Source organism: Streptomyces sp. NPDC059743, assembly GCF_042732975.1.
Classification (GTDB): Bacteria; Actinomycetota; Actinomycetes; order Streptomycetales; family Streptomycetaceae; genus Streptomyces.
On sequence record NZ_JBHWGS010000005.1, the window covers coordinates 166,589 to 188,487 of the forward strand.

Below are 21,899 nucleotides of genomic sequence, written 5' to 3' on the forward strand. Positions count from 1 at the left end.
GCACCGGCCGTCTTTCCTTCTTTGCACCCGAAGTTGGTGGCAATATAGTTTGACGACAGATTATTTGACTGCTACGTTTACGGCCACATTGTTGGCGTGCAGACTGATGTCTGCAAGACGAAATGGCAGATGAAGATGGCGGAGCGGCAGTCGGAAGTCTTAGCGGCGACGCCGGGAATGAGTGCGCGCAAGAACCTCGCACTGCTGGTGCTGTGCGCGCAGCTCTTCCTGGATTCCATGGATGTCTCGCTGATGGGTGTCGCTCTGCCCGAGATGCAGGACGACATGGGCCTCAGCAACGAGCAACTGCAATGGATCATCTCGGGCTATGCCGTCGCCTATGGCGGATTCCTGCTGCTGGGCGGCCGGGCGGCCGATCTGTTCGGCCGCCGGCGGATGTTCTTCTGGGCCACCGCGGTGTTCGCCGTCGTCAGCCTCGCCGGAGGCCTGGTGTCGGACGGCTCGCTGCTGATCATCACGCGGGTGATCAAGGGCGTGGCCGCGGCCTTCATCGCGCCCGCCGCGCTGTCGATCATCACGACGACGTTCCCGGAGGGCCCGGAGCGCAACCGGGCGATGAGCATGTTCGGCCTCACCGGCGCCAGCGGTTACGCGGCGGGCCTGGTCTTCTCCGGTCTGCTCACCTCGCTGAACTGGCGGCTCACCTTCTTCGTACCGTTCATCGTGGCCGCGCTCGTCCTCCTGACGGTGCGCAGTGTGGTCGCCGCCGACGAGCGGCGGACCGGAGAGCGGCCCGGCTTCGACGCCTTCGGCGCGCTCACCGCGACCGGCGGTGTCCTGCTGCTGGTCTTCGCGCTGACCAGGGCTCCCGAAGTGGGCTGGGGCTCGTCGGTCACCGTGGTCTGCCTGGTGACATCGGTGCTGCTGCTCATCGCCTTCGTCGTGATCCAGAACCGCCGCAAGGATCCGCTGGTCGAACTCTCCATCTTCCGCTCGCGGACCTTGTCCACCGCCAATGTCGTGGGCGTCGTCTGGGCCTGCGCCACGATCGGCTGGCAGTTCATCGCGCTGCTCTACCTGCAGAATTCGCTCGGCTACAGCGCCCTGAAGGCCGGTATGGCGATCGTGCCGATGGCCGCGGCCATCCTGCTCGCGGTCAATCTCGCTCCTCGTATCATCAGCCGCGTCGGTCTGCGGATCCCGGCCGTGATCGGTCTGCTGCTCCAGGGCCTGGGCATTCTGCTCTTCCTGCGGGCGGGCGAGAACGCCAACTACGCCGCCGTGCTGCTGCCGGCCCTGATCATCCATGGTCTGGGCAACGGCACAAGCTTCCTGAGCTTCAATATCGCGGGCGTGAGCGGAGTGCCCAACGACAAGCAGGGCCTCGCGGCCTCGTTGATCCAGTCGGCCGTACAGCTCGGCGGCGGCCTCGGTGTCGCGGTCGGCGCCGCCGTACTGGCCGCCGCGTCGACCGACGCCGGTGTGGGCGCGTACCACCGCGCGTTCCTCGCGGTCGGGATCTTCTCGCTGGTGGGCGCGCTCGCGTCGGCGGTGGGCCTCGGAGCGTCGGGCTCGTCTGACTCGTCCAACTCTTCTGACTCTTCTGACTCATCTGGGAAGGCCGAGGAGGCAGCGCCGTCACAGCAGGGCGCGTCGCAGCAAGGTGCGTCGCAGCAGGGCGCCGGGCTTGAGAGCGGGCGCGCGTGAGCATGTCTCCCGGGCCCGTGGCGGGCCCGGGCGCCGGCGAGTGGGAGTGGCTGACGCCCGACGACCCGAGACTGTCCTGGGACGGTGTCGCCGAGGGCGGCTGGTCCGAGAACGGCCGGCTGCCCAGGCGGATCTCCGGCGAACGGCTCGCGACCACGCTGTCGCCCAACTTCGCGCGCCTCGCGGCGATGCCCGCCGGTATCCGGTTCGGTGTCCGCACGGATGCCGAGGAACTGTCCCTGAAGGTGGCCGTGGATCCGGGCAGCGCACCGGTGGACATCCGGATCGACGGAGCGCTCGCGCTGCGCGCCGAGACCGCCGACGGGCGCGAGATCGCCGTACCGCTGACCTCGGCCGCCACCGTACAGGGAGGAGGAGATCCCGTACTGCGCGAAGTCGAGGTCTGGTTACCGAACTTGGGCTATGCGCTCGTGTACGGGATCGGCTTCCGCGGGCACCGTACGCTGCTGCCCGCGCAGCGCCCGGGCCCGCGCTGGGTGACCTACGGGAGCTCCATCACCCACAGCATGTTCGCCTCCGGGCCTTCGGAGACCTGGACCGCGCTGATCGCGGCAGCGCAGGGCTGGCGGCTGCACAACCTCGGTTTCGCCGGCGAGGCGCAGCTCGATCCGCTGGTCGCACGGACGATCCGGAACATGCCGGCCGATCTGATCTCACTGGAGCTCGGGATCAATGTCTACACGCGGGAGACGTTCTCCGCCCGGAGCTGGGCTCCGGCGGTGTGCGGCTTCATCGAGACCATCCGTGACGGACATCCCGATCTGCCCGTCGTGGTGATCACCCCGCTGTCCTCACCCGACCGTGAACTCGTCCCGAACCGAGTCGGATTGACACTCGACGCGATCCGGAAACAGACGGCGGAGGCGGTACGGGTACTCGAAGAGCTCGGCGACAAGAACCTCCACACCGTGGACGGTCTGTCCGTCGTCCCGGTCTCCGAGGCGGCCGAGGTCTTCTCCGACGGGCTGCATCCGTCGGCGGCCGGTGAACATGTGCTGGCCGCCAGGATCGGCTCCGCGTTACGGACGGCTCTGTCCGCGCCACGCCCGTAACGACGGAGACGCCACGGCGGGCCGAGACCGGCCCGCGATCGGCCCGCGGTGGCGGGACGGGTAATTCCCCCCGCCCGCACCGCCACCGCGGGTTTCCGTGCGCCCCGATGCCGGTTTCGGGCTCGGTCAGGGCTCGATCAGGCCTCGTAGCCGATCCGGGCCAGCACGCCCCAGCGGCCGTTCTGCCGCGTCACGACATAGATCGAGTCGAAGACACCGAGCAGTTCGCCTTCGGCGTCATGCCGGCCGAACCGTACCTGGGCATGCACCTGGTCGGCGGAGACCTGCGGGAACTCGACCTCGTCCCAGGCGCTGTGGTGCCAGCCGGACGCGAGCAGCGCCTTCAGCTCCGCCTTCGAACTCTCGATGTACTCCTCCGCGTTCTGCCAGACCGTCACAGCGCCTTCATGCACACGGATCTGCGGGAAGTGCAGAGTCGCGGTCCAGATCTCCAGATCATGGCTGTTGAGCCCGTCGAGAAACGCGTCGAGGGCGGCGCGGGCCTCCTTGACGACTGCCGAGCGGTCGATGGGAGAAGAGGCGGTCATGGTGAACCTTTCGTTGACGGTCGACTTGGCGGAGCGGTGCGTATGAACATCGTTGAACGTGCGGCGGCCGGGCGGCCGGTGAACGGGCCGCGGATCGTCCTCGTCGGGCCCATGGGCGTCGGCAAGTCCACGGTGGGCGCGCTGCTGGCGCGGCAGCTGCGCTGTGGATTCCGGGACACCGACGACGACATCGTCGCCGCCCAGGGCCGTCCGATCAGGGACATCTTCATCACCGAGGGCGAGCCGCGCTTCCGCGAGATCGAGAAGCGGGCGGTACGGTTCGCGCTCGCCGAACACGACGGTGTACTCGCGCTCGGCGGTGGCGCGGTCCTCGACGCGTCGACGCGCGCCCTGCTGATCCCGTATCCCGTCGTCCATCTCGACATGGACGGCGAGGAAGCCGTGCGGCGCGCCGGGCTGAACACCGGCCGGCCGCTGCTGGCCGCCGACTCGGGCCCGCGCCGTCGGTGGCATGAGCTGATGGAGGCGCGCCGTCCGCTGTACGCCGAGGTCGCCCGTGCCACCGTGGCCACCGACGGCCTGGGCCCTGATGAGGTGGCTCAAGTGGTCCTCCGAACATTGGAGTTGACGGACGTATGACGGACCGGACGGCGAAGTACGTCCAGAAGCATGTCCAGTTGCCCGGTGTACGCATCGGTATCGACGACGACAACGGCACCGGGCCCCGGCCGCCGGACGTGATCCGGGCCGCCGGTGAACCGATGCTGCTGGTGCACGGCTGGCTGGGCTCCCGGGCAAGCTGGACAGGCCAGTTGCGGCGGCTGCGCACGCATCGGCGCGTGGTCTCGATGGATCTGCGCGGGCACGGCGCCAGCTCCGCGCCCGCGACGGAATCCGCGGGATACTCCGCGGGCGCCATGGCGGCGGACCTCGCCGGAGTGATCGGCGCACTGGGCCTCGCTCCGGCAGTCGTGATGGGCCACTCGCTCGGCGCGTCGGCAGCCACTCATCTCGCCCTCGACCGTCCTGACCTCGTCTCCGCGCTCGTACTGATCGATCCGGACTACGGAGGAGATCCGGCCCAGGGCCGGATGCTGGAGCCGATCGCGGCGCTCCCGGACGACCAGCGGATAAAGGACGCCGTCGCCGAGATGTTCAGAAACCGGATCGACGCCGGCACGCGGTCGGCCGCCCTGCGAGCCGCCCATGCACGGGACCTCGACGCCGTGCCGCCCGCCGTCGTGGCAGCCACGCTGAGAGCGATCATCGACGCGCCGGGCTCGATCCGTTTCCGGGACGCCGCCGAGACCGTCCTTCCTCGGCGGCGACAGCCCGTGCTGTCCTTCCACCGCACTCGGGAGCGCGCCGACTGGGAGCGCGGGCTGATGGCCCATCCGGCCTCACGGGCCGTCGCCGTACCGGGCTGCGGGCACTGGATCCACCAGGAGCGGCCGGACCTGGTCATGGATGAGACCGAGCGTTGGCTCGACCGGATCCGGCCGTGACAGTACCCACCGGAACAGTGCGCACAGGGACGGTGCCCACCGTCACGGTGTTGCCCTCGCTGATGTACGCGTACGGATCGCGCAGCGGATTGTCCGCCCCGTCCGGATCGACAAAGCCCTCCCACGCTCCGCCGAAGCCCGCGGCCACGGCCTGTTCGGCCACCCGGGCGCAGGCCAGCGCGTAGAAGCGCAGGACCGCCGGAGACATCGGCGCGAAGTGCTCGATCAGTACGGTGTGCTGCCGCACGGAGGTCATCCCGGCCTCGCCCAGCCACCGGTAGAGATCTCGCGTACGGAGCAACTGGCGTGCGTATCCCGGGACTTCGGCGCCCTTGCGGAAGAAGTCCATGAACTGGAACCGGTCTCCCGGGCGTACGGTGATCAGACCGGCGTCGAGATCCTTGACGGCGATGGTCCCTCCCGGACGCACCACTCGTCGTAACTCGCGCAGGGCGAGCGGGAGTTCCTCGTCGCTGAGGTACTGCGTGGTGTTCGCGCACCAGACGGCGTCGAAGGTGTCGTCCGGATACGGCAGGCGCAGCAGGTCGCCCTGCCGGATGTCCAGCTCGCACGGTGCGCCACGGGCCGCCATACGCGCGGCGGCGAGCTCCGCGTTCTCCTCGGCGAGGTCGACGGCGGACACTCGGCCCTCGGGCCCGACCGCGTCCACGATCCACGGCAGGAACGCGCCCGTGCCGCAGCCCGCGTCGAGTACATGCCGGCCGGGCCGGAGCTCCGCCGCGTCCAGGGCCGCGCGGTACTGCGGCGCACAGGCTGCGAAATGCGCGTCGACGATCTCCTCGTGTGTGAAGCCGAGCCCGGTGGATGCGGCGTATCCCCAGGAGTCGTGGTCCGAGGAGGCGTGTTCGGAAGAGTTGTGGTCTGAAGAGTTACGGTCCGAGGAGCCGCGTTCGGATGAGCCGTGGTCCTTCGTGAGCATGCTCACCATCCTTCCTTCGCGGCGAGAGCCGTCGCGGCGACGTCGTCCAGCAGCCCGGCGAGGAGCTGTACGGTCCGGTCGGGCGCTTCGAGCGGCGGGAGGTGGCCGACTCCGGGCAGAGTGACGAGCCGGCCGCGCGGCAGGGCGTCGGCCATGGCGCGGACCTCTTCGACCGCGACGAGTTCGTCCTCCTCCCCGACGACGGCCAGCGCGGGCACATCGGTCGCGCGCAGGATGTCCAGGGAGTCCGGGCGCGCGGCGATGGCCTGCTGCGCCCAGGCGACCGACGCCGGATCCGCGGCCCTGGCGACGGCCAGGACCTCGGCCGTGGTCGCCGGGCGGGCGGCCCGCGTGGTGGCGCCGAGCAGGGCGGGCGTGGTGGCTTCTACGACCCGGTCGCGGGTGGCTTCGTCGCCGATCAGACCGGCGAAGGCCCTGCGGCGGGCGGCGGCCTCGGGCGTGTCGGCCTCGGCCCGGGTGGAGAACAGGGCCAGTCCGCTGGTCCGGCCGGGATGGCGGCGCAGGAAGGCCATCGCCGTATAGCCGCCCATGGAGCAGCCCGCGAGGACGGCGCGCTCAATGCCCAGCCGGTCGAGTGTGTCCGCGAGGTCGTCGGCGACGGCATCGAGCGAAGGAGGCGCGGCCGAGGTGCCCAGCGGTGTCCGCCCGAAGCCGCGTTGGTCCACGGCGAGGACGGTGTGGCCGAGTGCGCCGAGCGCACTGGTCTGCGCCCGCCACATCGAGGAGTCCAGCGGCAGCGCGTGCAGCAGGACGACGGGCACGGGCACTCCGTCGATGGCGGTCACCGGGCCGCGCTCCTTTCGGCGGCGGCGATGAACGCGGCGAGCTCCGGCGACGGCGGAGTGTCCCGCAGCCGGGCCAGGGAGACCGGAGCGGCCGGGAGATCCGTCACGGGCACCACCTTGATCCCGGACGGCACGATCCCGTCGAGCGACCGGAACGACAGATGCACGGAGTCCGAACCGGCGAGCGTCTCGGCCAGCTCGGCCAGGCTGCCCATCTCCAGGACCCGGCGTAACCGGCCGCCCAGCGGTGTTACGGGCGGCATCACCAGGTCCCAGACGTAGGGCGGGAAGTCGCCTGGGCAGCGGAAGGCGTCGTACGCGGTGATGTCCTCGACCGATACGGAGGCCAGGCCGGCCAGCGGATGGTCCGCGCGGACGAGGACGGCTCTGGAATCGAAGGCGACGGGCCCGCTGGTGACGATGTCCGGCTCGCGCAGCCCGAACTTGACCAGCATGACGTCCAGTTCACCGGCGCGCAGCAGCCGGAACGGCTCCCGGACGTCGTACGGGACATAGCTGATCCGCTCCTCGGCGTGCCCGGCCGCGGCGACGATCCGCTCGGCCTGACGGGACGATCCGTGGATTCCGACGCGAAGCGGGCGGACGGCGGAGGCGATCTCAGTGGTGACGGCCGTGGCGGGCGGGTTCTTCGGCAACTCAGTTCTCCTGCGTCAGTCCGGCATAGGCCTGGAGTTCGGACGGGCGGTGACGGTCGGTGTCGACGCGCAGGGCCGCGTACGGCGTGGCCAGCCCTGTCAGGCGCGGTACGGAACGCACGGTCAGCCGGTCTCCGGCGCCGACCGTGCCGTCGATCACCGCCTCGGCGAGCAGATGGCCGAGCTGGACGAGCGCGTCGGAGACGGTGACGTACGCCGTGGCGAGATACAGATCGCGGTGGACGGGTCGGCGGCGGTCGTGGCGGCCGGTTGCCGAGGCGCCCGTACGAGGGATCTCGACGGTGGCGGGCCGCCAGGCCGTCAGCGGACGTCGCCCGCTGAAGGTCTTGAGCAGTCTGCGCAGACCGGTCGTGGTCTCGTCGGGCGACGGTCCGGCCCAGGCGGCCGAGCCGTCGTCGGCGATATGCGTGAAGGCGAACCGCTCCCTCAGATTGTCCGGGCGGCCGGCCAGATAGACGGTCCTGGTGAAGGAGCGGCGCCAGACGTCGGCCCGCTCCGGCGGCAGCGACAGGGCGAACGCGCAGGTCTCCCGTATCCATGAGGTGAGCCGGAAGTCTCGGACGACGGCGACGGCCAGTGCCCGGTCGGTACGGCCGGAGGCGGCGTCGGCGAGGATGTGCTCCTTCGCCGCGAGGAGAGCGTGCGGAGTGGAGAGGTTCCAGTGCGCCGGCAGATCCGGGCGGGCGGCCCTGAGCCGCTCCGCGGCGACGGTGAGCAGCAGTTCGGGCGAAAGAGTCACCGGCAGACCACTCATGGGTACACCGCTCATAGGTACACCGTGGTGAGCAGGTCGCGGTCAACGGTGCGGCGGGCCCGGCCCAGCAGGGACGTGGTCAGCCGGTAGGGATCGACATGGATGTGCTCGCGCCGATGCCTGCGCAGATCGTCCAGGAACGCCGGACTGCCTGCCGCGCTGCTCGCCGGACTACCCGCAAAACCGCCCGCCGGACCTTCCGCCGGGCCGTCGGCCACGCGGCGCAGCAGTCGCTCGGCCCGTTCGAGGCTCTTGCGCAGCAGGTCGGCGCGGAACGACTGCGCCTGCCCAGGCCCGAGGACGGCGACGAAGTAGAGCCGTACACCGAGCCTGCGTACATCCGCGTCACCGTCCGTGCCGACGGCCCGCAGCAGGGCGCCCGCCGTATGGGCGTGCCAGCCGCCGTGCCGGGCCGAGGTGATCTTCCCGTCGATGGGCACGCGGCCGATCGGGACACGGTGCACGGCCGGGCCCAGTCGGCTCAGTACACGCTGGAGCAGCAGATAGTCGGGCGTCAGCTCACTGTCGTACAGAAGCACAACCTCGTCGTACGCGGGTGCCAGCGGCAGCAGCTCCCGCAGGGCGCAGGCAAGGTAGTTGGGCCGCCCGTCGGCCGCGACGATCTGCCGCAGCGGCAGACCGTACCGCGTGGCGTCGAGAAACACCGGGCCGCCGCTGGACCGCTGGTCGAGGCCCATGCCCAGGGCGGCAAGACGCTCGATCATCTCCTCCAGACCGATCCCTGGCGGCTGATGCTCCATCAGTCCTGGATCGTGCAGCCCGAGTTGGGCGTAGTGCTCGGTCCATATCCGGAGTACGCGCTCGCTCGCCGGATGGACCCAGCCGTGGTTCTCGGCCGCGTCCGCGTAGGAGCGCAGGGCGTCGGCCGGCGCGGGCGCGCCGTTGCGGAACCGTACGTAGAGTTCGCCGATCTCCTCCTCGGAGAGCGAGGCGTAGGGCAGATCGCCCTGAGTGCGGTCGAGGAACTCCCAGAATCCAAGGGTCTGTTCGGTGAGGTGGTACGTCGTGTGGCTGTAGCGGTAGGTCACATCGGCCAGCGGCGCGGTGGCCCGGAACATGACGTCGGTCCAGAGCAGGCCCTTGAGATGACTGGGCGTCAGTGGCTTGGCGGGTGTGATCGTGACGGGCGCGAGCAGCACCTTGCGACGGCCCGATGCGGTCATGGGCGCCGAGGCGGTCGTAGTTGTACGCGGTGGTGTGGTCATACGCGCTCCTCGGCGCCGATGGCCGCGAGCAGTTCCGCCCGGGACGGCGGACGCGGTCCGTCCGGAGCCGTGGCGGGAGCCGCCCGTACCCGCTCCCGGACTCGCTCCCGGAACGACTCGTCGTCGAAGATCTCCTCGGCGGTGTCCAGTCCCATGAGGACACGGGTGAGGCCGCGCCATACGGATCCGTCGGTGGTGGCCGCCGCCGCGATCGCGGACAGCGGCGGACGGCCGGACTCCGTCGCCGTAGCCGTCGCCGCAGGCGGTGTGCCGCCCGTAACTCTCGAACGCCACAGCCGACCGCGTACCGTGTCCTCACGGACCGACAGCTCGTACCACGGCCGGTACACGCCCTCGGCGAGGTGCCCGGCGAGCTCGGCCTGCCGCTCCCCCACCACCGGTTCGGCGTCCAGGAGTTCGGCGAGCAGGAAAGCGTGCCGCAGGGCCAGTGACATACCGCGTCCGAAGAGCGGATTGGTGACACACGCGGCGTCGCCGACGGCGAACAGGCCCGCGACCGGCCGCACGTCGGCGCCGGGCGGCGCGCCGCGCAGAATGTTGGGAGGCAGAGTGATGGTGCGCACCGGACCGATCGGTTCGCCCGCCTCGGGATCGGCCCAGGCCGCGAGGTGAGGCGACAGACGGGCGGCGGCGGCGAAGGCGGCCGGATCACGGAGGCCGTTCGTCGCCGGATCCGCCGTGGGCACGCCGAGCGTCAGGGCGTAGGTGCCGTTGTCGGCGGGATGCGCGACGGCGGCGTAGTGGTCCCAGATGCCGCCTGCCGCGTTGCCTCGGTTGAGCGGTCCCGGCAGCGCGCCCGGCGACTTCAGCCGGTAGAACCGGGTGAAGCCGCGCACCTGCGTGGGAGCGGTCAGTTCGGGCGGCGACGGCAGGCCGGAGGCGCTCAGCCAGGACCGGGACGCCGCCCTGCGGCCGGTGGCGTCCACCACGGCATGCGCCGGTACGTGCTCTCCGCCGACGGTCACCACACCGGTGACCCGGGCCACACCGGTGACCTGCGCCCGGGCGCCCGACCGGGCCCGCGCACCCGACGACGCCGTGAGCAGGCCTCCGACCGTGGCCTGCCGGCTGATCGTGACATTCGGCAGCGCCCGCAGAATCCGGCGGAGTACGAGCTCGAAGACCGGGCGGCGCACGGCGAGCGCCACCAGTTCGGCGTCGCCCGGCCGGCGGATCCGGTCGTCGGCCCGCTCCGGCAGCGCCGCCATGAGGTCCAGGAGATGTCCTCCGGCGTCGACCACGGCGTCGAGCACCTCCGGCGCGCCCGCGCGCAGTTCCCGTACACCGAGCGAGGTCAGGATGTGGGAGTGGCCGTTCTGCGCGACGGTGGGCCGTTCCCACAGCTCGGCCGCCTTGTCCGGCGGGCCTTCCGGCGGCGCCGGTGCCTGCTCCAGGACTCTGACGCGGAAGCCCCGCCCCGCCAGAGCAAGGCTGGTGGCGAGTCCCGCGACGCTTCCTCCCACCACGACGACGGGCCGTGTCATCGGCGCCGGCCGTGTACGAAGAACACCCGGCGCACATCCCGGACGGCGCGCGCCGGGACCGGATCCGGCCAGCGCCCGAAGTCGGCTCCGGGCTCGCCGGGCTGGACCGCGTCCACGTCGAAGCCGTACCGGCCGAAGAGCGCCTCGGGCTCGTCGCTGCCGAACAGCCAGGGACAGCCCCAGCCCGCGAAGACATCCAGGAGAGCGCGCATATGCGGCAGAGTGAGGGCCGAGGAGTTGACGAGATCGGCGGCGATACGGCTGCCGGGCGCGCAGAGCGCGGCGACACGCTCCAGCATGCGGTGCGCGTCCTGCTCCGGGATGTAGTAGAGCAGCCCTTCGAGCAGCCAGGTGGACGGCCGGCGCGGATCGTAGCCGGACGCGAGGAGCCGCTCCTCCCAGTCGTCCGCCGTGAGATCGACGGCGACGGTGGTGTGGGCGACGCGCGGTGCGACTCCGCGCAGCCGCTCCGCCTTGAAGGCGAGCACCGAGGGCCGGTCGATCTCGAAGTACCGCAGACGGTCCGGCCAGGGCAGCCGGTAGGCACGGGAGTCCATACCGGCCGGAGCCAGTACGAGCTGTGTCATCTCCCGGTCCTGTACGGCCTCCTGGAGAAGGTCGTCGAAGAATCTGGTCCTGATCGCGTTGTAGTCGGGCGTGCTGGGCAGATGGCGCGGCCGGTCCGGCGGGAAGGTCGCCTCACGGATCTCCGCCACCAGACCGGGACCGGCGTCTCCCACGAGCCTGGCCGCGTACGGATCCGTGTAGAGCCGGTCCTCCCGGCGGCTCTCGGCGGCGCGCAGGGCCGCGGTGAGCAGGGCGGTCCGCTCCACCGGATCGACGGGATCCAGGACGTCCGTCATATGCGTGCTCCTCGTCGATCGTCTTGTCGTTCGTCTCGTTGTTCGTCTCGTCGTTCGTCTCGTCGTTCGTCGGACGCGGCGATCAGCCGCCGCCACTGGCTCTCGTCCTGCCGGAACAGCCGGTCCTTGACCTGGGTGGGACGGACACCGTCGGCCACGCGGGCATGCCACTCGCGGTGGAAGGCGTCGGGATGGAGCAGCCGCACCGTCGCGGGCGCGAGCCGCCGCTCGCGCAGGGCCCGCGCGTATCCCGGGGATTCGGCGCCGAGCGCCGTATCGAGCAGGGCGGCGAACCGCTCGGTCTCGGCGGTGAGCCACGGGCTCTCCGGAGCCACCGCGAAGACATACCGAGGCGCCCGACCGGCTCGCTCCTCCGCTTCCTCCACCCGGCACGCCACATTGCGCAGCACGAGCCCGGTGCTCGCGAGGGCCTCCTCCAGCGCCCGTACGACCTGGGCCTCACGCAGCCGCTCGCCCGCCGCGTCCGACCGGGTGGAGCGGCCCGCGTACGCGACGCGCGGCACGCCCGCGACACGGTCCACGACACGGACGATGTCACCGACCGCGTACCGGTACAGGCCTCCGACATGGCTGAAGACCACGTGATAGTCCCGGTGCGGTTCGAGCTGCTCCGGCAGGAGCGTCCCGCTGCCGGGCCCGAGATCCTCGTCGGCGTCCACGAACTCGTACACGGAGGCGGACGGTACGAGGCTGCCGGCCGACGGATGCCGGTCGAGCGGCACACCCACCGGGCCCTCCGACGCGGCCACCGGCGCGGTCAGCACAGCGGTTCCGGCGCCGAACCGCTCACGCAGCGAAGGCATGTAGAGGGATGCCACACCGGTGGTCCAGCCGAACAGCGCGCGGACACGCGGCCAGACGTGGTGCGGGCTCACCTGCCCGAAGTAGTCGGCGAGCGACTCCAGTTGAGCGGCGCGCTCCGGATCCGCGGGACCGTACGGCGCTCCGCCCAGCGTCCCGTCGTGCACATCCTTGACGATCCGCTGCCACCACAGACCGAGCTGGTACGGAACGGCCGCGATCATCGCCGGATTGATGCCGATGAGGGCCCGTACATCGCTCTGCACCGCGAGCCGCAGCCGGAGATACATCTTCTCCAGATGGTCGTCGGGCGCGACATCCACCGGCAGAGTGGCCCAGGGCGCGGCGGTGCCCAGCTCGGCAGAGAGCGGTTCGCCGAACGCCGTGCCGAAGTCGACCTGGCTGGCGCCCACATGCGGACGGCCGTCCGCCGTGACGGGCGGGACCGCGAGCGGATCGTGCTTGAGGTTGAGTACCGCGTCCGGCCGGTCCATGACATCCGGGAAGTGCTCGATCAGCGGCGCCCAGGCCGCGTAGTAGAAGGGAAAGAAGACGGTCTCCATGAAGCGGCGCGTGACCGGGATCTTCTTGTGTGCGCCGGTGCTTCCGCTGCTGGTGAAGTAGACGACCGGCGCGTCCGCGGTGAGCAGATTCGGCTCTCCCTCCGCCATGCGCTCGATCAGCGGCGCGTGCGCCGCGTAGTCCTGGATCGGCACGGCCGCGCGATAGTCCGCCAAGGTGCGGATCCGGGCGAAGCCATGGCGCTGTCCGAACTCGGTACCGGCGTTGAAGTCCAGCAGATCGGCGAGGACACGCTGTTGGCGTGCCGCCATCTCGGCGAGATCCGCTCTCAGCCGCGCCCGCTCGGCGAACACCCGCTCGCGGTAACGGTCGGCGTGGCCGGGCGTGCCCCAGCCCTGGGCCGCGCTCATGCGGTGAGCACCTCCCGTACGGCATCGGCGGTCCGCGCCGTGCCGGCATGCTCCTCGATCACGGTCACGGGCAACTGTCCTGTCTCCTCCAGCAGGAGCTTTCTGAGGTTCTTCTGATAGCTCTCGAAGCCGAACCACTCGGGCCGCCGGCCGAAATACTCCAGCGGATTGAGGCGCGCGCCCTGGCCGGAGCGGCGCCAGGCGGTCTCGGACGAGACATCCAGATAGATCACCGCCCGTGGCTGCGGGAAGGAGCGCCACCAGGCGTACAGCGGATGCCCTTCGAGCCCGGCGAGCCGGCACTTCGCGAGCCGGGAGCGGTCCGTACGGTCAAGGGCGAGGACTTCTCCGACAATCCCTACAACCTGCTCAACCAGGAGGGCTCCGACCACTCCCGGCTGCGCAGGCTCATCTCTCCCGCGTTCACACCGCGCAAGGCGGAGCTCTGGCGGGCCAGGATCGAGGAGATTGCCCATGAGCTGATCGACCAGCTCACGGCCGGACCTCGCCCGGCCGATCTGCACCACGACTTCGCCGCCGTGCTGCCCGTCTGGGTGATCTGCGAGATGGTCGGCGCGCCCGTGGAGGACCGGGCGAAGCTCCAGACATGGACGGACCGGCTGGTCAGCATCACGGCGCACACGCCCGAGGAGCGTCTGGCCGCGCGCTCGGAGTCCGCCGCGTATGTGGCGGGACTGATCGCCCAGCACCGCGAGGAACCGGGTGAGGATCTGCTCAGTACGCTCATCACGGCCCATGACGACGACGACCGGCTGAACGAGCGCGAACTGACCTGGCTCGGCATCAACCTGCTCGTCGCCGGCCATGACACCACTGTGAGCGCCATCTCGCGGGCCCTGTACCAGCTGCTCCGCCATCCCGAGCAGTGGCGTCGGCTCGTCGACGATCCCGATCTGCTCCCGGGCGCCACCGAGGAGCTGCTGCGCTACGCGCCTCCGTCCGAGATCGGCTTCATGCGGATCGCCACGGAGGATCTCGACCTGGCCGGCACGCATGTGGCCAAGGGCGAGGGCGTGATCCCGGTGATGCACGCGGCGGGCCGCGACAGCAGGCGGGTGTCCGAGCCGGAGACACTGGACCTCGCCCGCACGGACGCCGCCCACCTCGCGTTCGGGCACGGTCACCACTACTGCCCGGGCGCCGGTGTCGCCCGGGTGGAACTCCAGGCGGCTTTCGGTACGTTGGCGAAGCGGCTTCCCTCGCTGCGGCTGGCCGTACCGGCGGAGCAGGTGGAATGGCTCGGCGGTCTGCTGACGCTGCGTCCCAGGTCCCTGCCGGTGGAGTGGTGACGGCGTCCGACTGACTGATCACGGACCACAGACCGAAGACCGAGGTGCCGGCCCAGTGGCGCGAGCCCTGGGCCCTGGGCCGGCACCTTCTTGCCAAGGTCCCGGACGGAAAGGGCGGAACCCCGCGAGCCGATTCCGGCCATGCACGCGTTAGAGTAACTTCTAACAAATGTACTTCGAGAGACATTCTTGGCACCTCTTATGGCGAGGTCGCCCATGGCGAGGCCGGGAAGTGCCGCTCAGGATGTGCCGCACAAGGGAGTCCGGATGACCAACCCCCCGCGAACCCGGCGCGCCTCACCGAGCAGAGCCGCGGACGACAGCGCACGTCAGCGGTACTTCGCCACGCTCGCCATGAGCCGTCCGGACATCGCCCTGTGCCGGGCCACCAAGGTCGTGGCGCGCGCCGTCGATGCCGAACTCACCGGTTACAGCATCTCGGCGGGCCAGCATCTGGTCCTCAAGATGCTCAGCGATGTGGGGCCCTGTTCACAGCAGGAGCTGAGCGAGCAGCTGCGCATCGACCGGAGCGTGATGGTCGGCTGCATCGACGGACTGGAGGACTCGGGCCTGGTACGCCGGGAACGGCATCCCAAGGACCGGCGGGCCAACGCCATCACGCTGACGCCCGACGGGCTCCTGTCGCTGGCCGAAGTAGAGAGCGGGGTGCCTCGGCTGCTGGACCGCGCCTTCCAGGCCCTCACTCCGGCGGAGCGCAAGACGCTGGCCCGCCTGGTCACCAAGATCCTGGAAGTGAAGTAGCCGACGAGCGGGCGGGCGAGATCGCCGACGGGCTCGATCGCCAGCAGGTTCAGGAGACAGGCGCCAGAGCCCGCAGCGCGCTCAGCATGCCGTCCGGCCCGGCGCCGAACTCCGGCGCGGGAATCACGGCGAGCAGCGGTGTGACCACGCCCGCCTCGACATAGCGTGCCACGTGCGCACGGCACTCCTCGGGGCTGCCGTGTACGAGGAGTTCGTCCACCAGCCGGTCCGGCACCGCCGCGCCGGCTCCCCGGAAGTCACCGGCCGCCCATGCCCGATGGGACGCCGCCAGCACATCGCTCCGCCCGAGCCAGTCGTGGAACGCGGAGTAGGTCCGGGCGTTGAGGATGGAGCCCAGCATCGCCCGTCCCTGTGCCCGGGCGTAGTCGCGGTCCCTGGTGGGACAAACAAAGATCCGTGCCACCACTTCCTTCGCCTTGCCCTCGGGGCCCATCGCCTCCACCACGCGTGGAACATCGTCGGCGGCGAGAAAGTTGGTGACGAGCCCGTCGGCCTCGCTGCCCGCGAGCCGCAGCATCTGCGGACGCAGCGCGCCGATCATGACCGGCGGCGCGGGACGCGGAACGGACGCGAGCCGGAAGCCGTCGATGCTGAACGAGTCGAAGTCGCCCATCACATACTCGCCCGCCAGCGCTGCCTTGAGAAAGCGCACGGTGTCGCGGACCTTGCGGTAGGGATGCTCGAAGGGAATGCCGTTGATACGCGTGACAAACGGCGGCCCGGACGACCCGACGCCCACCACAACCCGCCCAGGAGCCGCCTCCGCCAACGTCGCCACCGTCATCGCCAACAGCGCCGGCCCACGCGTCTGCACTGGCACCACACCGGTCCCCACCCTGAGCGACCGCGACCACGCGGCGGCCAACGCGAGAGGCGTAAACCCGTCATACCCAGCGGCCTCACCGGTCCAGGCATCCGTATACCCGAGATCCGGCAGCTCCTCGACAATCCGCCGATGCGCGGCCAGCGGAACGGTGTTGAGCGGGATGGTCACTCCGTAGCGGTCCAACCCTCACTCCTCCTCACGGCCCCCACCGACCGGCCAAGTCGCCCGCACCATAGCCGAGTTGACCATCACTTCGATTGTTCGCCAATCACCAAACTAATGACCGCGCTCCAACCATGTCAACACCCACCGCCACTACCGCCACTCTCCGGAGCGAGCGGGAGCGGGAAAGTACTCACGAACGCCCGCGATCCATGTCCCACCAACCGAAAGAAGCCTCTGACCTGGTGTTCTACCAAGTCGGAGGCTTCTGTCCGCTGAGCGGCAGAACGAGTCGGGCTGTACGCCGGATTTTGTCGCCGGACGACCTCGCGGTCGGCCGGGAGACGGCCATCCATCTAGGGCCGGCGTTGCCGTCGGCCTCGTGCGGTCTACCCGCGGACTCGGGCGGGCAGCCCTCGATCGTCCGCGCAGGGCCGCCTTGCGGTGGCCCCTCTTGACCTTGCTCCGGGTGGGGTTTACCTAGCTGCCCAGGTCACCCTGGGCACTGGTGGTCTCTTACACCACCGTTTCACCCTTACCGGGGACCTGGGTCCCCGGCGGTCTGTTTTCTGTGGCACTGTCCCGCGGGTCACCCCGGGTGGGCGTTACCCACCACCCTGCCGTGTGGAGTCCGGACGTTCCTCGGGGAGATCCACAGGGACCTCCACGCGGCCGTCCGCCCGGCTCGTCTGCCGTAAAGGTCATCTTACCCGTCCGTGGAGGGCGGACGGGCGCCTCGTCGGGCGTCGTCGGGCGTCGCCTACTCTGGCGCGAGGGCCGCGCGCCCGTTCCGTATCGACCGTTCCGTAGGAGAAGTCACGTGCTCGTCCTGTTGCCGCCGTCGGAAGGCAAGTCCGCTTCCGGGCGCGGGGCTCCGCTGAAGCTGGAGTCCCTGTCGCTGCCGGGACTCACCGAGGCCCGGGACGCCGTACTGGACGAGCTTGTCGAACTGTGCGCGGCCGACGAGGAGAAAGCCCGCGAGGTGCTCGGTCTGAGCGAAGGGCTGCGCGGCGAGATCGCCAAGAACGCGGTGCTGCGGACCGCCGGCACGCGTCCGGCCGGCGAGATCTACACCGGCGTGCTGTACGACGCGCTGGACCTCGCCACGCTCGACACCGCCGCGCGCCGCAGGGCCGGAAAGTCGCTGCTGGTCTTTTCGGGGCTCTGGGGCGCGGTACGGGTGGGCGACCGTATCCCTCCCTACCGCTGCTCGATGGGAGTCAAACTGCCGGGACTCGGCGCGCTGGGCGCGTACTGGCGCGCGCCGATGGAATCCGTACTGCCGGAGGTGGCCGACGGCGGGACCGTACTGGATCTGCGCTCCTCCGCGTACGCGGCGGCCTGGCAGCCGAAGGGCGAACTGGCGGGCCGTACCGCGCGGGTACGGGTGCTCCACGCGCAGACCGATCCGGTGACAGGAGTGGAGAAGCGGTCGGTGGTCAGCCACTTCAACAAGGCGACCAAGGGCCGGCTCGTACGGGATCTGCTCACCGCGGGCGCCCGGCCGAAGAACCCTGCGGCGCTGGTGGAGACGCTCCGCCAGCTCGGCCATGTCGTGGAGGCGACGGCTCCGGCGCGGGCCGGCCGGCCATGGGCCCTGGATGTGGTGGTCACGGAGATTCACTGACGGCGGTGAGGCTCCGGACGACTCATTGCATGCTGTGCAACGCACGTTGCGGAGAATGACCTACGCACGGCAGGATGACGCCATGACCTCCGTGCTCGACCTCGCGCCCGTCATCCCTGTCGTCGTCATCGACGATGCCGCCGACGCCGTACCTCTCGCCCGCGCGCTGGTCGCGGGCGGGCTGCCCGCGATCGAGGTGACGCTGCGGACACCGGCCGCGAGGGCCGCGATCCGTGCGATCACGGGCGAGGTGCCGGACGCGGTGGTCGGCGCCGGTACGGTCCTGACGGCCGGCGCCGTGACCGACTCGGTGGCGGCGGGCGCGCGCTTCCTGGTCAGCCCTGGCTGGACGGACACGCTGCTGAGCGCGATGCGGGACTCGGGAGTACCGTTCCTGCCCGGTGTCTCGACCGCCTCGGAAGTGGTGGCGCTGCTGGAACGCGGAGTGACCGGGATGAAGTTCTTCCCTGCCGAAGCCGCGGGCGGCACGGCCTATCTCGCCTCACTCGCCGGTCCGCTCCCGCAGGCCCGCTTCTGCCCGACGGGCGGGATCACGGCCGCCAAAGCCGCGTCGTATCTCGCCCTGCCGAACGTGGGCTGCGTCGGCGGTACGTGGATGCTCCCGCCGGACGCGCTCGCGTCGAAGGACTGGGCACGGGTCGAGTCGCTGGCCCGTGAGGCCTCGGCGCTGCGCACGGCGGTCTGAGGTTCCGCGCTCTCTGCCCCGTCCCGACCGGTCGCGGCCCGCAAGCGGTCAGCGCAGATGCGACGTGTCGTTCAGCAGCCGCACCGACGCGTTGCCGTCCGCGTAGTACGCCACCGCCGACAGCGAGGCCGCCGACAGCTCCATCCGGAACAGCGACTCGGGCGGTGCGCCGAGCGCCAGTCTGATCAGCGTCTTCACCGGAGTGACATGGGTGACGAGCAGGACCGTACGCCCGTGGTACCGGTCGAGCAGCCGGTCACGCGCCGCCCTGACCCGGCGGCCGACCGTCGTGAAGCTCTCGCCACCGCCCGTCGGCGCGACGGCCGGTGAGGCGAGCCACGCGCTGAGATCGTCCGGGTAGCGCTCCCGTACCTCGGCGAAGCTCAGCCCTTCCCACGCGCCGAAGTCCGTCTCGCGCAGGCCCTCTTCGACCGTGACGTCCAGCCCGAGCCGGGTGGCCACGGTCTCCGCCGTCTCACGGCAGCGCCGGAGCGGCGAGGAGACGATGTCCTGGACGGTGCCGCGCGCGGCCAGCGCGGTGGCGACGGCCTCGGCCTGACGCCGGCCGATCGCGGAGAGTTCGGGATCGCTGCCGCCACTGCCCGAGAAGCGCTTCTCCGGCGTGAGAGCGGTCTCGCCGTGCCGGAGCAGGACGAAGGTGGCGGGAACACCGAGATCGGCGGAGGCGCCCCAGCCGACCGTCGGGGACTGGAGCTTGGCCGCAGCGGCGGCGGAAACGCCCTCGGAAGTCTTCAGGTCCGCCGTCGTGAGCGGCTCTTCGGCGGGCTCGTCGGCGAGCTCCTCGGGTGCCAGGGCCGCCGCCGATGCGCGCCCGCCCGCGAGCGCCGCCCGCGCCTTCGCCGCGCCCGCCGCCGCATCACCGGTCGGCCTCGAAGGCGCAGCCGTACCGGCCGACGTACCTGCGGCGGTACGAGCCGGCCCACGCCCGCCCGCCCCTGCGCCCGCGCCCGAAGCGTTCCGAGCCGCCCGCGCGTCCAGGTCCGCCGTGGACGCCGACGGCTCCCACTGCTTGCCCTTCTTGCCCGCGTCCATCGCCTCGTTGGCCAGCCGGTCCGCGTGCTTGTTCCGCTCGCGCGGGATCCACTCGTACGTGACCTGGCCCGCCGGGAAGATCCGCCCGGCCTCCGCCGCCAGCGGCTTCATGTCCGGATGCTTGATCTTCCAGCGTCCCGACATCTGCTCGACGACGAGCTTGGAGTCCATACGCACCCGCACCGAAGCGTCCGCGTCCAGCGCCTTCGCCGCCTTCAGGCCCGCGATCAGGCCCTTGTACTCGGCGACATTGTTCGTCGCGACCCCGATGTACTCGGCCGCCTCCGCGAGCGTCTCGCCCGTCACCGGGTCCAGGACGACCGCGCCGTAACCGGCAGGGCCCGGGTTGCCCCGGGAACCGCCGTCGGCCTCCACGACGAACTTCGCCATCACAGACCCGATTCGGACGTACGGACCAGGATCCGGCGGCAGTTCTCGCACCGCAGCACGGCGTCCGGCGCCGCCGCCCTGACCTCGTTGACCTCGGTGATGTTCAGTTCGAGCTGGCAGCCCTCGCAGCGGCGCCGGAAGAGCCGGGCCGCGCCCACGCCGCCCTGCTGGACGCGCAGCTTCTCGTACAGCTTGAGCAGATCGGCCGGCACGGACGCGGCGATGAGCTCGCGCTCCTTGGTCACGGCCGCGACCTGGCCGTCGAACTCCTCCAGCGCGGCATCGCGGCGCGTGGCGGCGTCATCGGCCTTGGCCTCGACGGAGGAGACACGTTCCGTCAGCTCGGCGACCCGCTCCTGCGCGGACTCGCGGCGCTCCATGACTTCGAGGACGACATCCTCCAGATCGCCCTGGCGCTTGGCGAGCGAGACGATCTCGCGCTGGAGGTTCTCCAGGTCCTTGGGCGAAGTGACCGCCCCGGAGTCCAGCCGCTGCTGGTCGCGTACGGCGCGCTGGCGCACCTGGTCGACGTCCTGCTCCGCCTTGGTCTGCTCGCGGGCGGTGTCGCTCTCCTCGGTCGTCGCGGCGACCAGCAGGTCGCGAAGCTGGGCGAGGTCCTTGGTGAGCGACTCGATCTCGTCGTGCTCGGGCAGCGAGCTGCGCTTGTGGGCGAGCTGCGACAGTCGTACGTCCAGGGCCTGGACGTCGAGAAGTCGGATCTGGTCGGCGGGCGCGGCGTTCAGTTGGGGGCTCCTGAAGAATGGTGGTGACCGGAAGAGTGCTGGCCTGAGGAGTGGTGGCCGGACGAGGGGTGGCCGGAAGAGTGGTGGTGGCCTGACGGATCATGGTGGGCCGACGAATCATGGTGGGCCGACCAGGGGTCGGTGACCGTCTTCGAGACATGGACGCGCAGGTCCCAGCCATGGCGGTCGGAGATCTCGTCGAGCTGGGCGGCGGCCTGCTCGCACCAGGGCCACTCGGTGGCCCAGTGCGCGGCGTCGACCAGTCCCAGCGGTGAGTGCTGTGTGGCCTCGGAGGTGGGATGGTGACGCAGGTCCGAGGTGAGGAACGCGTCCACGCCGACCGCCCTGACCTGGTCGAAGAGACCGTCACCGGAGCCGCCGCAGACCGCGACCGTACGGACGAGGGCGTCCGGGTCGCCCGCCAGCCGTACGCCCTGCGCGGTGGCGGGGAGCCGGTGCGCGACGCGCGCGGCGAAGTCACGGAGTGTGGCCGGGTGGTCCAGTTCGCAGATCCGGCCGAGTCCGCGCCGTCCCGTCGGATCCGTCGCGTCCGGTACGAGAGGCGCGACGATCCGCAGGTCCAGCGCGCCGGCGAGGGCGTCGGAAACGCCGGGATCGGCGCTGTCGGCGTTGGTGTGGGCCACGTACAGCGCGATGTCGTGCTTGATGAGCGTGTGCACGACACGGCCCTTGAAGGTAGAGGCCGCGACCGTCGACGTACCGCGCAGATAGAGCGGATGGTGGGTGACGATCAGATCGGCGCCGAGCTTCACCGCCTCTTCGGCGATCTCGTGGACGGGATCGACCGCGAAGAGGACCCGGCTCACTGTGGCATCGGGATCGCCGCAGACCGTACCGACGGCGTCCCACTGTTCGGCCCGCTCAGGGGGCCAGAGGGCGTCGAGCGTGGCGATCACTTCGGACAGGCGGGGCACGGAGGGCACGGTGCAAAGGCTACCTGTCCCACGTGCCCCACCGGCCCTGACCGGAACAGCCCATGACAGCGCATGCGGCCGACC

General features: G+C 70.7%; 22 protein-coding genes and 1 other RNA gene. 8 read left to right on the forward strand and 15 right to left on the reverse strand.

Translation table 11 applies throughout. The annotated features are described in order from the left end of the window. The first annotated feature begins 177 nt into the window (after nt 1–177). Both ACFV6H_RS11255 and ACFV6H_RS11260 read left to right on the forward strand, forming a co-directional pair. Nucleotides 178–1,668, forward strand: a complete 1,491-nt coding sequence (locus ACFV6H_RS11255; protein ID WP_385540653.1) for an MFS transporter — start codon at nt 178–180, stop codon at nt 1,666–1,668. Between the two features lie 2 nt (nt 1,669–1,670). Next, entirely contained in the window at nt 1,671–2,741 is a 1,071-nt protein-coding gene (locus ACFV6H_RS11260; RefSeq protein WP_385541027.1) for an SGNH/GDSL hydrolase family protein, read from the forward strand. A 137-nt stretch (nt 2,742–2,878) separates the two neighbouring features. Here ACFV6H_RS11260 and ACFV6H_RS11265 read toward each other — a convergent pair whose 3' ends face one another. Then, on the reverse strand, nt 2,879–3,289 hold the full coding sequence (locus ACFV6H_RS11265; protein WP_385540655.1) for a hypothetical protein: 411 nt from the start codon (nt 3,287–3,289) through the stop codon (nt 2,879–2,881). A 42-nt stretch (nt 3,290–3,331) separates the two neighbouring features. Between ACFV6H_RS11265 and ACFV6H_RS11270 the strand changes: the two genes are divergently transcribed. Next, the gene (locus tag ACFV6H_RS11270) at nt 3,332–3,889 is read left to right on the forward strand and encodes a shikimate kinase (protein ID WP_385540656.1); all 558 of its coding nucleotides are present in this window, start codon (nt 3,332–3,334) and stop codon (nt 3,887–3,889) included. Further along, complete coding sequence (locus ACFV6H_RS11275) at nt 3,886–4,755, forward strand: alpha/beta fold hydrolase (protein ID WP_385540658.1); 870 nt, start codon at nt 3,886–3,888, stop codon at nt 4,753–4,755. The genes ACFV6H_RS11270 and ACFV6H_RS11275 overlap by 4 nt, the downstream gene beginning before the upstream one ends. On the opposite strand, the gene ACFV6H_RS11280 is transcribed toward ACFV6H_RS11275, so the two are convergent. The 9 genes from ACFV6H_RS11280 to ACFV6H_RS11320 are packed head-to-tail and all read right to left on the reverse strand — an operon-like array spanning nt 4,712 to nt 13,513. Next, complete coding sequence (locus ACFV6H_RS11280) at nt 4,712–5,695, reverse strand: methyltransferase domain-containing protein (RefSeq protein WP_385540660.1); 984 nt, start codon at nt 5,693–5,695, stop codon at nt 4,712–4,714. The two genes, ACFV6H_RS11275 and ACFV6H_RS11280, sit on opposite strands and share 44 nt — an antisense overlap. 2 nt (nt 5,696–5,697) lie before the next feature. Further along, on the reverse strand, nt 5,698–6,501 hold the full coding sequence (locus ACFV6H_RS11285) for an alpha/beta fold hydrolase (protein WP_385540662.1): 804 nt from the start codon (nt 6,499–6,501) through the stop codon (nt 5,698–5,700). Further along, a complete protein-coding gene (locus tag ACFV6H_RS11290) occupies nt 6,498–7,157 on the reverse strand; it encodes a LysR substrate-binding domain-containing protein (RefSeq protein ID WP_385540664.1) in 660 nt (219 codons plus the stop codon). Before ACFV6H_RS11290 ends, ACFV6H_RS11285 begins: the two co-directional genes overlap by 4 nt. A gap of 1 nt (nt 7,158) precedes the next feature. After that, nucleotides 7,159–7,947 (reverse strand): DUF6182 family protein, encoded by a 789-nt coding sequence (locus tag ACFV6H_RS11295; RefSeq protein WP_385540666.1) that lies wholly within the window; start codon nt 7,945–7,947, stop codon nt 7,159–7,161. After that, nucleotides 7,944–9,158: a hypothetical protein gene (locus tag ACFV6H_RS11300; RefSeq protein ID WP_385540668.1), complete on the reverse strand. Its 1,215-nt coding sequence runs from the start codon at nt 9,156–9,158 to the stop codon at nt 7,944–7,946. The genes ACFV6H_RS11295 and ACFV6H_RS11300 overlap by 4 nt, the downstream gene beginning before the upstream one ends. After that, a complete protein-coding gene (locus ACFV6H_RS11305; protein ID WP_385540670.1) occupies nt 9,155–10,663 on the reverse strand; it encodes an NAD(P)/FAD-dependent oxidoreductase in 1,509 nt (502 codons plus the stop codon). The genes ACFV6H_RS11300 and ACFV6H_RS11305 overlap by 4 nt, the downstream gene beginning before the upstream one ends. After that, nucleotides 10,660–11,526, reverse strand: a complete 867-nt coding sequence (locus tag ACFV6H_RS11310; RefSeq protein WP_385540672.1) for a class I SAM-dependent methyltransferase — start codon at nt 11,524–11,526, stop codon at nt 10,660–10,662. Before ACFV6H_RS11310 ends, ACFV6H_RS11305 begins: the two co-directional genes overlap by 4 nt. Continuing rightward, nucleotides 11,523–13,280: a GH3 auxin-responsive promoter family protein gene (locus tag ACFV6H_RS11315; protein WP_385540674.1), complete on the reverse strand. Its 1,758-nt coding sequence runs from the start codon at nt 13,278–13,280 to the stop codon at nt 11,523–11,525. Before ACFV6H_RS11315 ends, ACFV6H_RS11310 begins: the two co-directional genes overlap by 4 nt. Then, nucleotides 13,277–13,513 carry a hypothetical protein gene (locus tag ACFV6H_RS11320; protein ID WP_385540676.1) on the reverse strand — a complete coding sequence of 79 codons (237 nt, stop codon included), beginning with the start codon at nt 13,511–13,513 and terminating at the stop codon, nt 13,277–13,279. Before ACFV6H_RS11320 ends, ACFV6H_RS11315 begins: the two co-directional genes overlap by 4 nt. Before the next feature lie 42 nt (nt 13,514–13,555). On the opposite strand from ACFV6H_RS11320, the gene ACFV6H_RS11325 reads away from it, so the two are divergent. Both ACFV6H_RS11325 and ACFV6H_RS11330 read left to right on the forward strand, forming a co-directional pair. Next, nucleotides 13,556–14,590 (forward strand): cytochrome P450, encoded by a 1,035-nt coding sequence (locus ACFV6H_RS11325; protein WP_385540678.1) that lies wholly within the window; start codon nt 13,556–13,558, stop codon nt 14,588–14,590. Nucleotides 14,591–14,857: 267 nt separating this feature from the next. Continuing rightward, nucleotides 14,858–15,352, forward strand: a complete 495-nt coding sequence (locus ACFV6H_RS11330; RefSeq protein WP_385540680.1) for a MarR family winged helix-turn-helix transcriptional regulator — start codon at nt 14,858–14,860, stop codon at nt 15,350–15,352. A gap of 49 nt (nt 15,353–15,401) precedes the next feature. On the opposite strand, the gene ACFV6H_RS11335 is transcribed toward ACFV6H_RS11330, so the two are convergent. After that, nucleotides 15,402–16,382: an LLM class F420-dependent oxidoreductase gene (locus tag ACFV6H_RS11335; protein ID WP_385540682.1), complete on the reverse strand. Its 981-nt coding sequence runs from the start codon at nt 16,380–16,382 to the stop codon at nt 15,402–15,404. Nucleotides 16,383–16,645: 263 nt separating this feature from the next. Continuing rightward, an RNA gene (gene rnpB, locus ACFV6H_RS11340) (RNase P RNA component class A) lies at nt 16,646–17,049 on the reverse strand. A gap of 132 nt (nt 17,050–17,181) precedes the next feature. Between rnpB and yaaA the strand changes: the two genes are divergently transcribed. After that, nucleotides 17,182–17,988 carry a peroxide stress protein YaaA gene (gene yaaA, locus ACFV6H_RS11345; RefSeq protein ID WP_385540684.1) on the forward strand — a complete coding sequence of 269 codons (807 nt, stop codon included), beginning with the start codon at nt 17,182–17,184 and terminating at the stop codon, nt 17,986–17,988. Nucleotides 17,989–18,043: 55 nt separating this feature from the next. After that, nucleotides 18,044–18,694: a bifunctional 4-hydroxy-2-oxoglutarate aldolase/2-dehydro-3-deoxy-phosphogluconate aldolase gene (gene eda, locus ACFV6H_RS11350; protein ID WP_385540685.1), complete on the forward strand. Its 651-nt coding sequence runs from the start codon at nt 18,044–18,046 to the stop codon at nt 18,692–18,694. Between the two features lie 48 nt (nt 18,695–18,742). On the opposite strand, the gene ACFV6H_RS11355 is transcribed toward eda, so the two are convergent. The 3 genes from ACFV6H_RS11355 to ACFV6H_RS11365 are packed head-to-tail and all read right to left on the reverse strand — an operon-like array spanning nt 18,743 to nt 21,815. Then, entirely contained in the window at nt 18,743–20,137 is a 1,395-nt protein-coding gene (locus tag ACFV6H_RS11355) for a bifunctional RNase H/acid phosphatase (protein WP_385540687.1), read from the reverse strand. Beyond that, on the reverse strand, nt 20,137–20,880 hold the full coding sequence (locus ACFV6H_RS11360) for a zinc ribbon domain-containing protein (protein WP_385541029.1): 744 nt from the start codon (nt 20,878–20,880) through the stop codon (nt 20,137–20,139). Before ACFV6H_RS11360 ends, ACFV6H_RS11355 begins: the two co-directional genes overlap by 1 nt. Then, nucleotides 20,877–21,815: a Nif3-like dinuclear metal center hexameric protein gene (locus ACFV6H_RS11365; RefSeq protein WP_385541031.1), complete on the reverse strand. Its 939-nt coding sequence runs from the start codon at nt 21,813–21,815 to the stop codon at nt 20,877–20,879. The genes ACFV6H_RS11360 and ACFV6H_RS11365 overlap by 4 nt, the downstream gene beginning before the upstream one ends. Nucleotides 21,816–21,899: the final 84 nt, after the last annotated feature.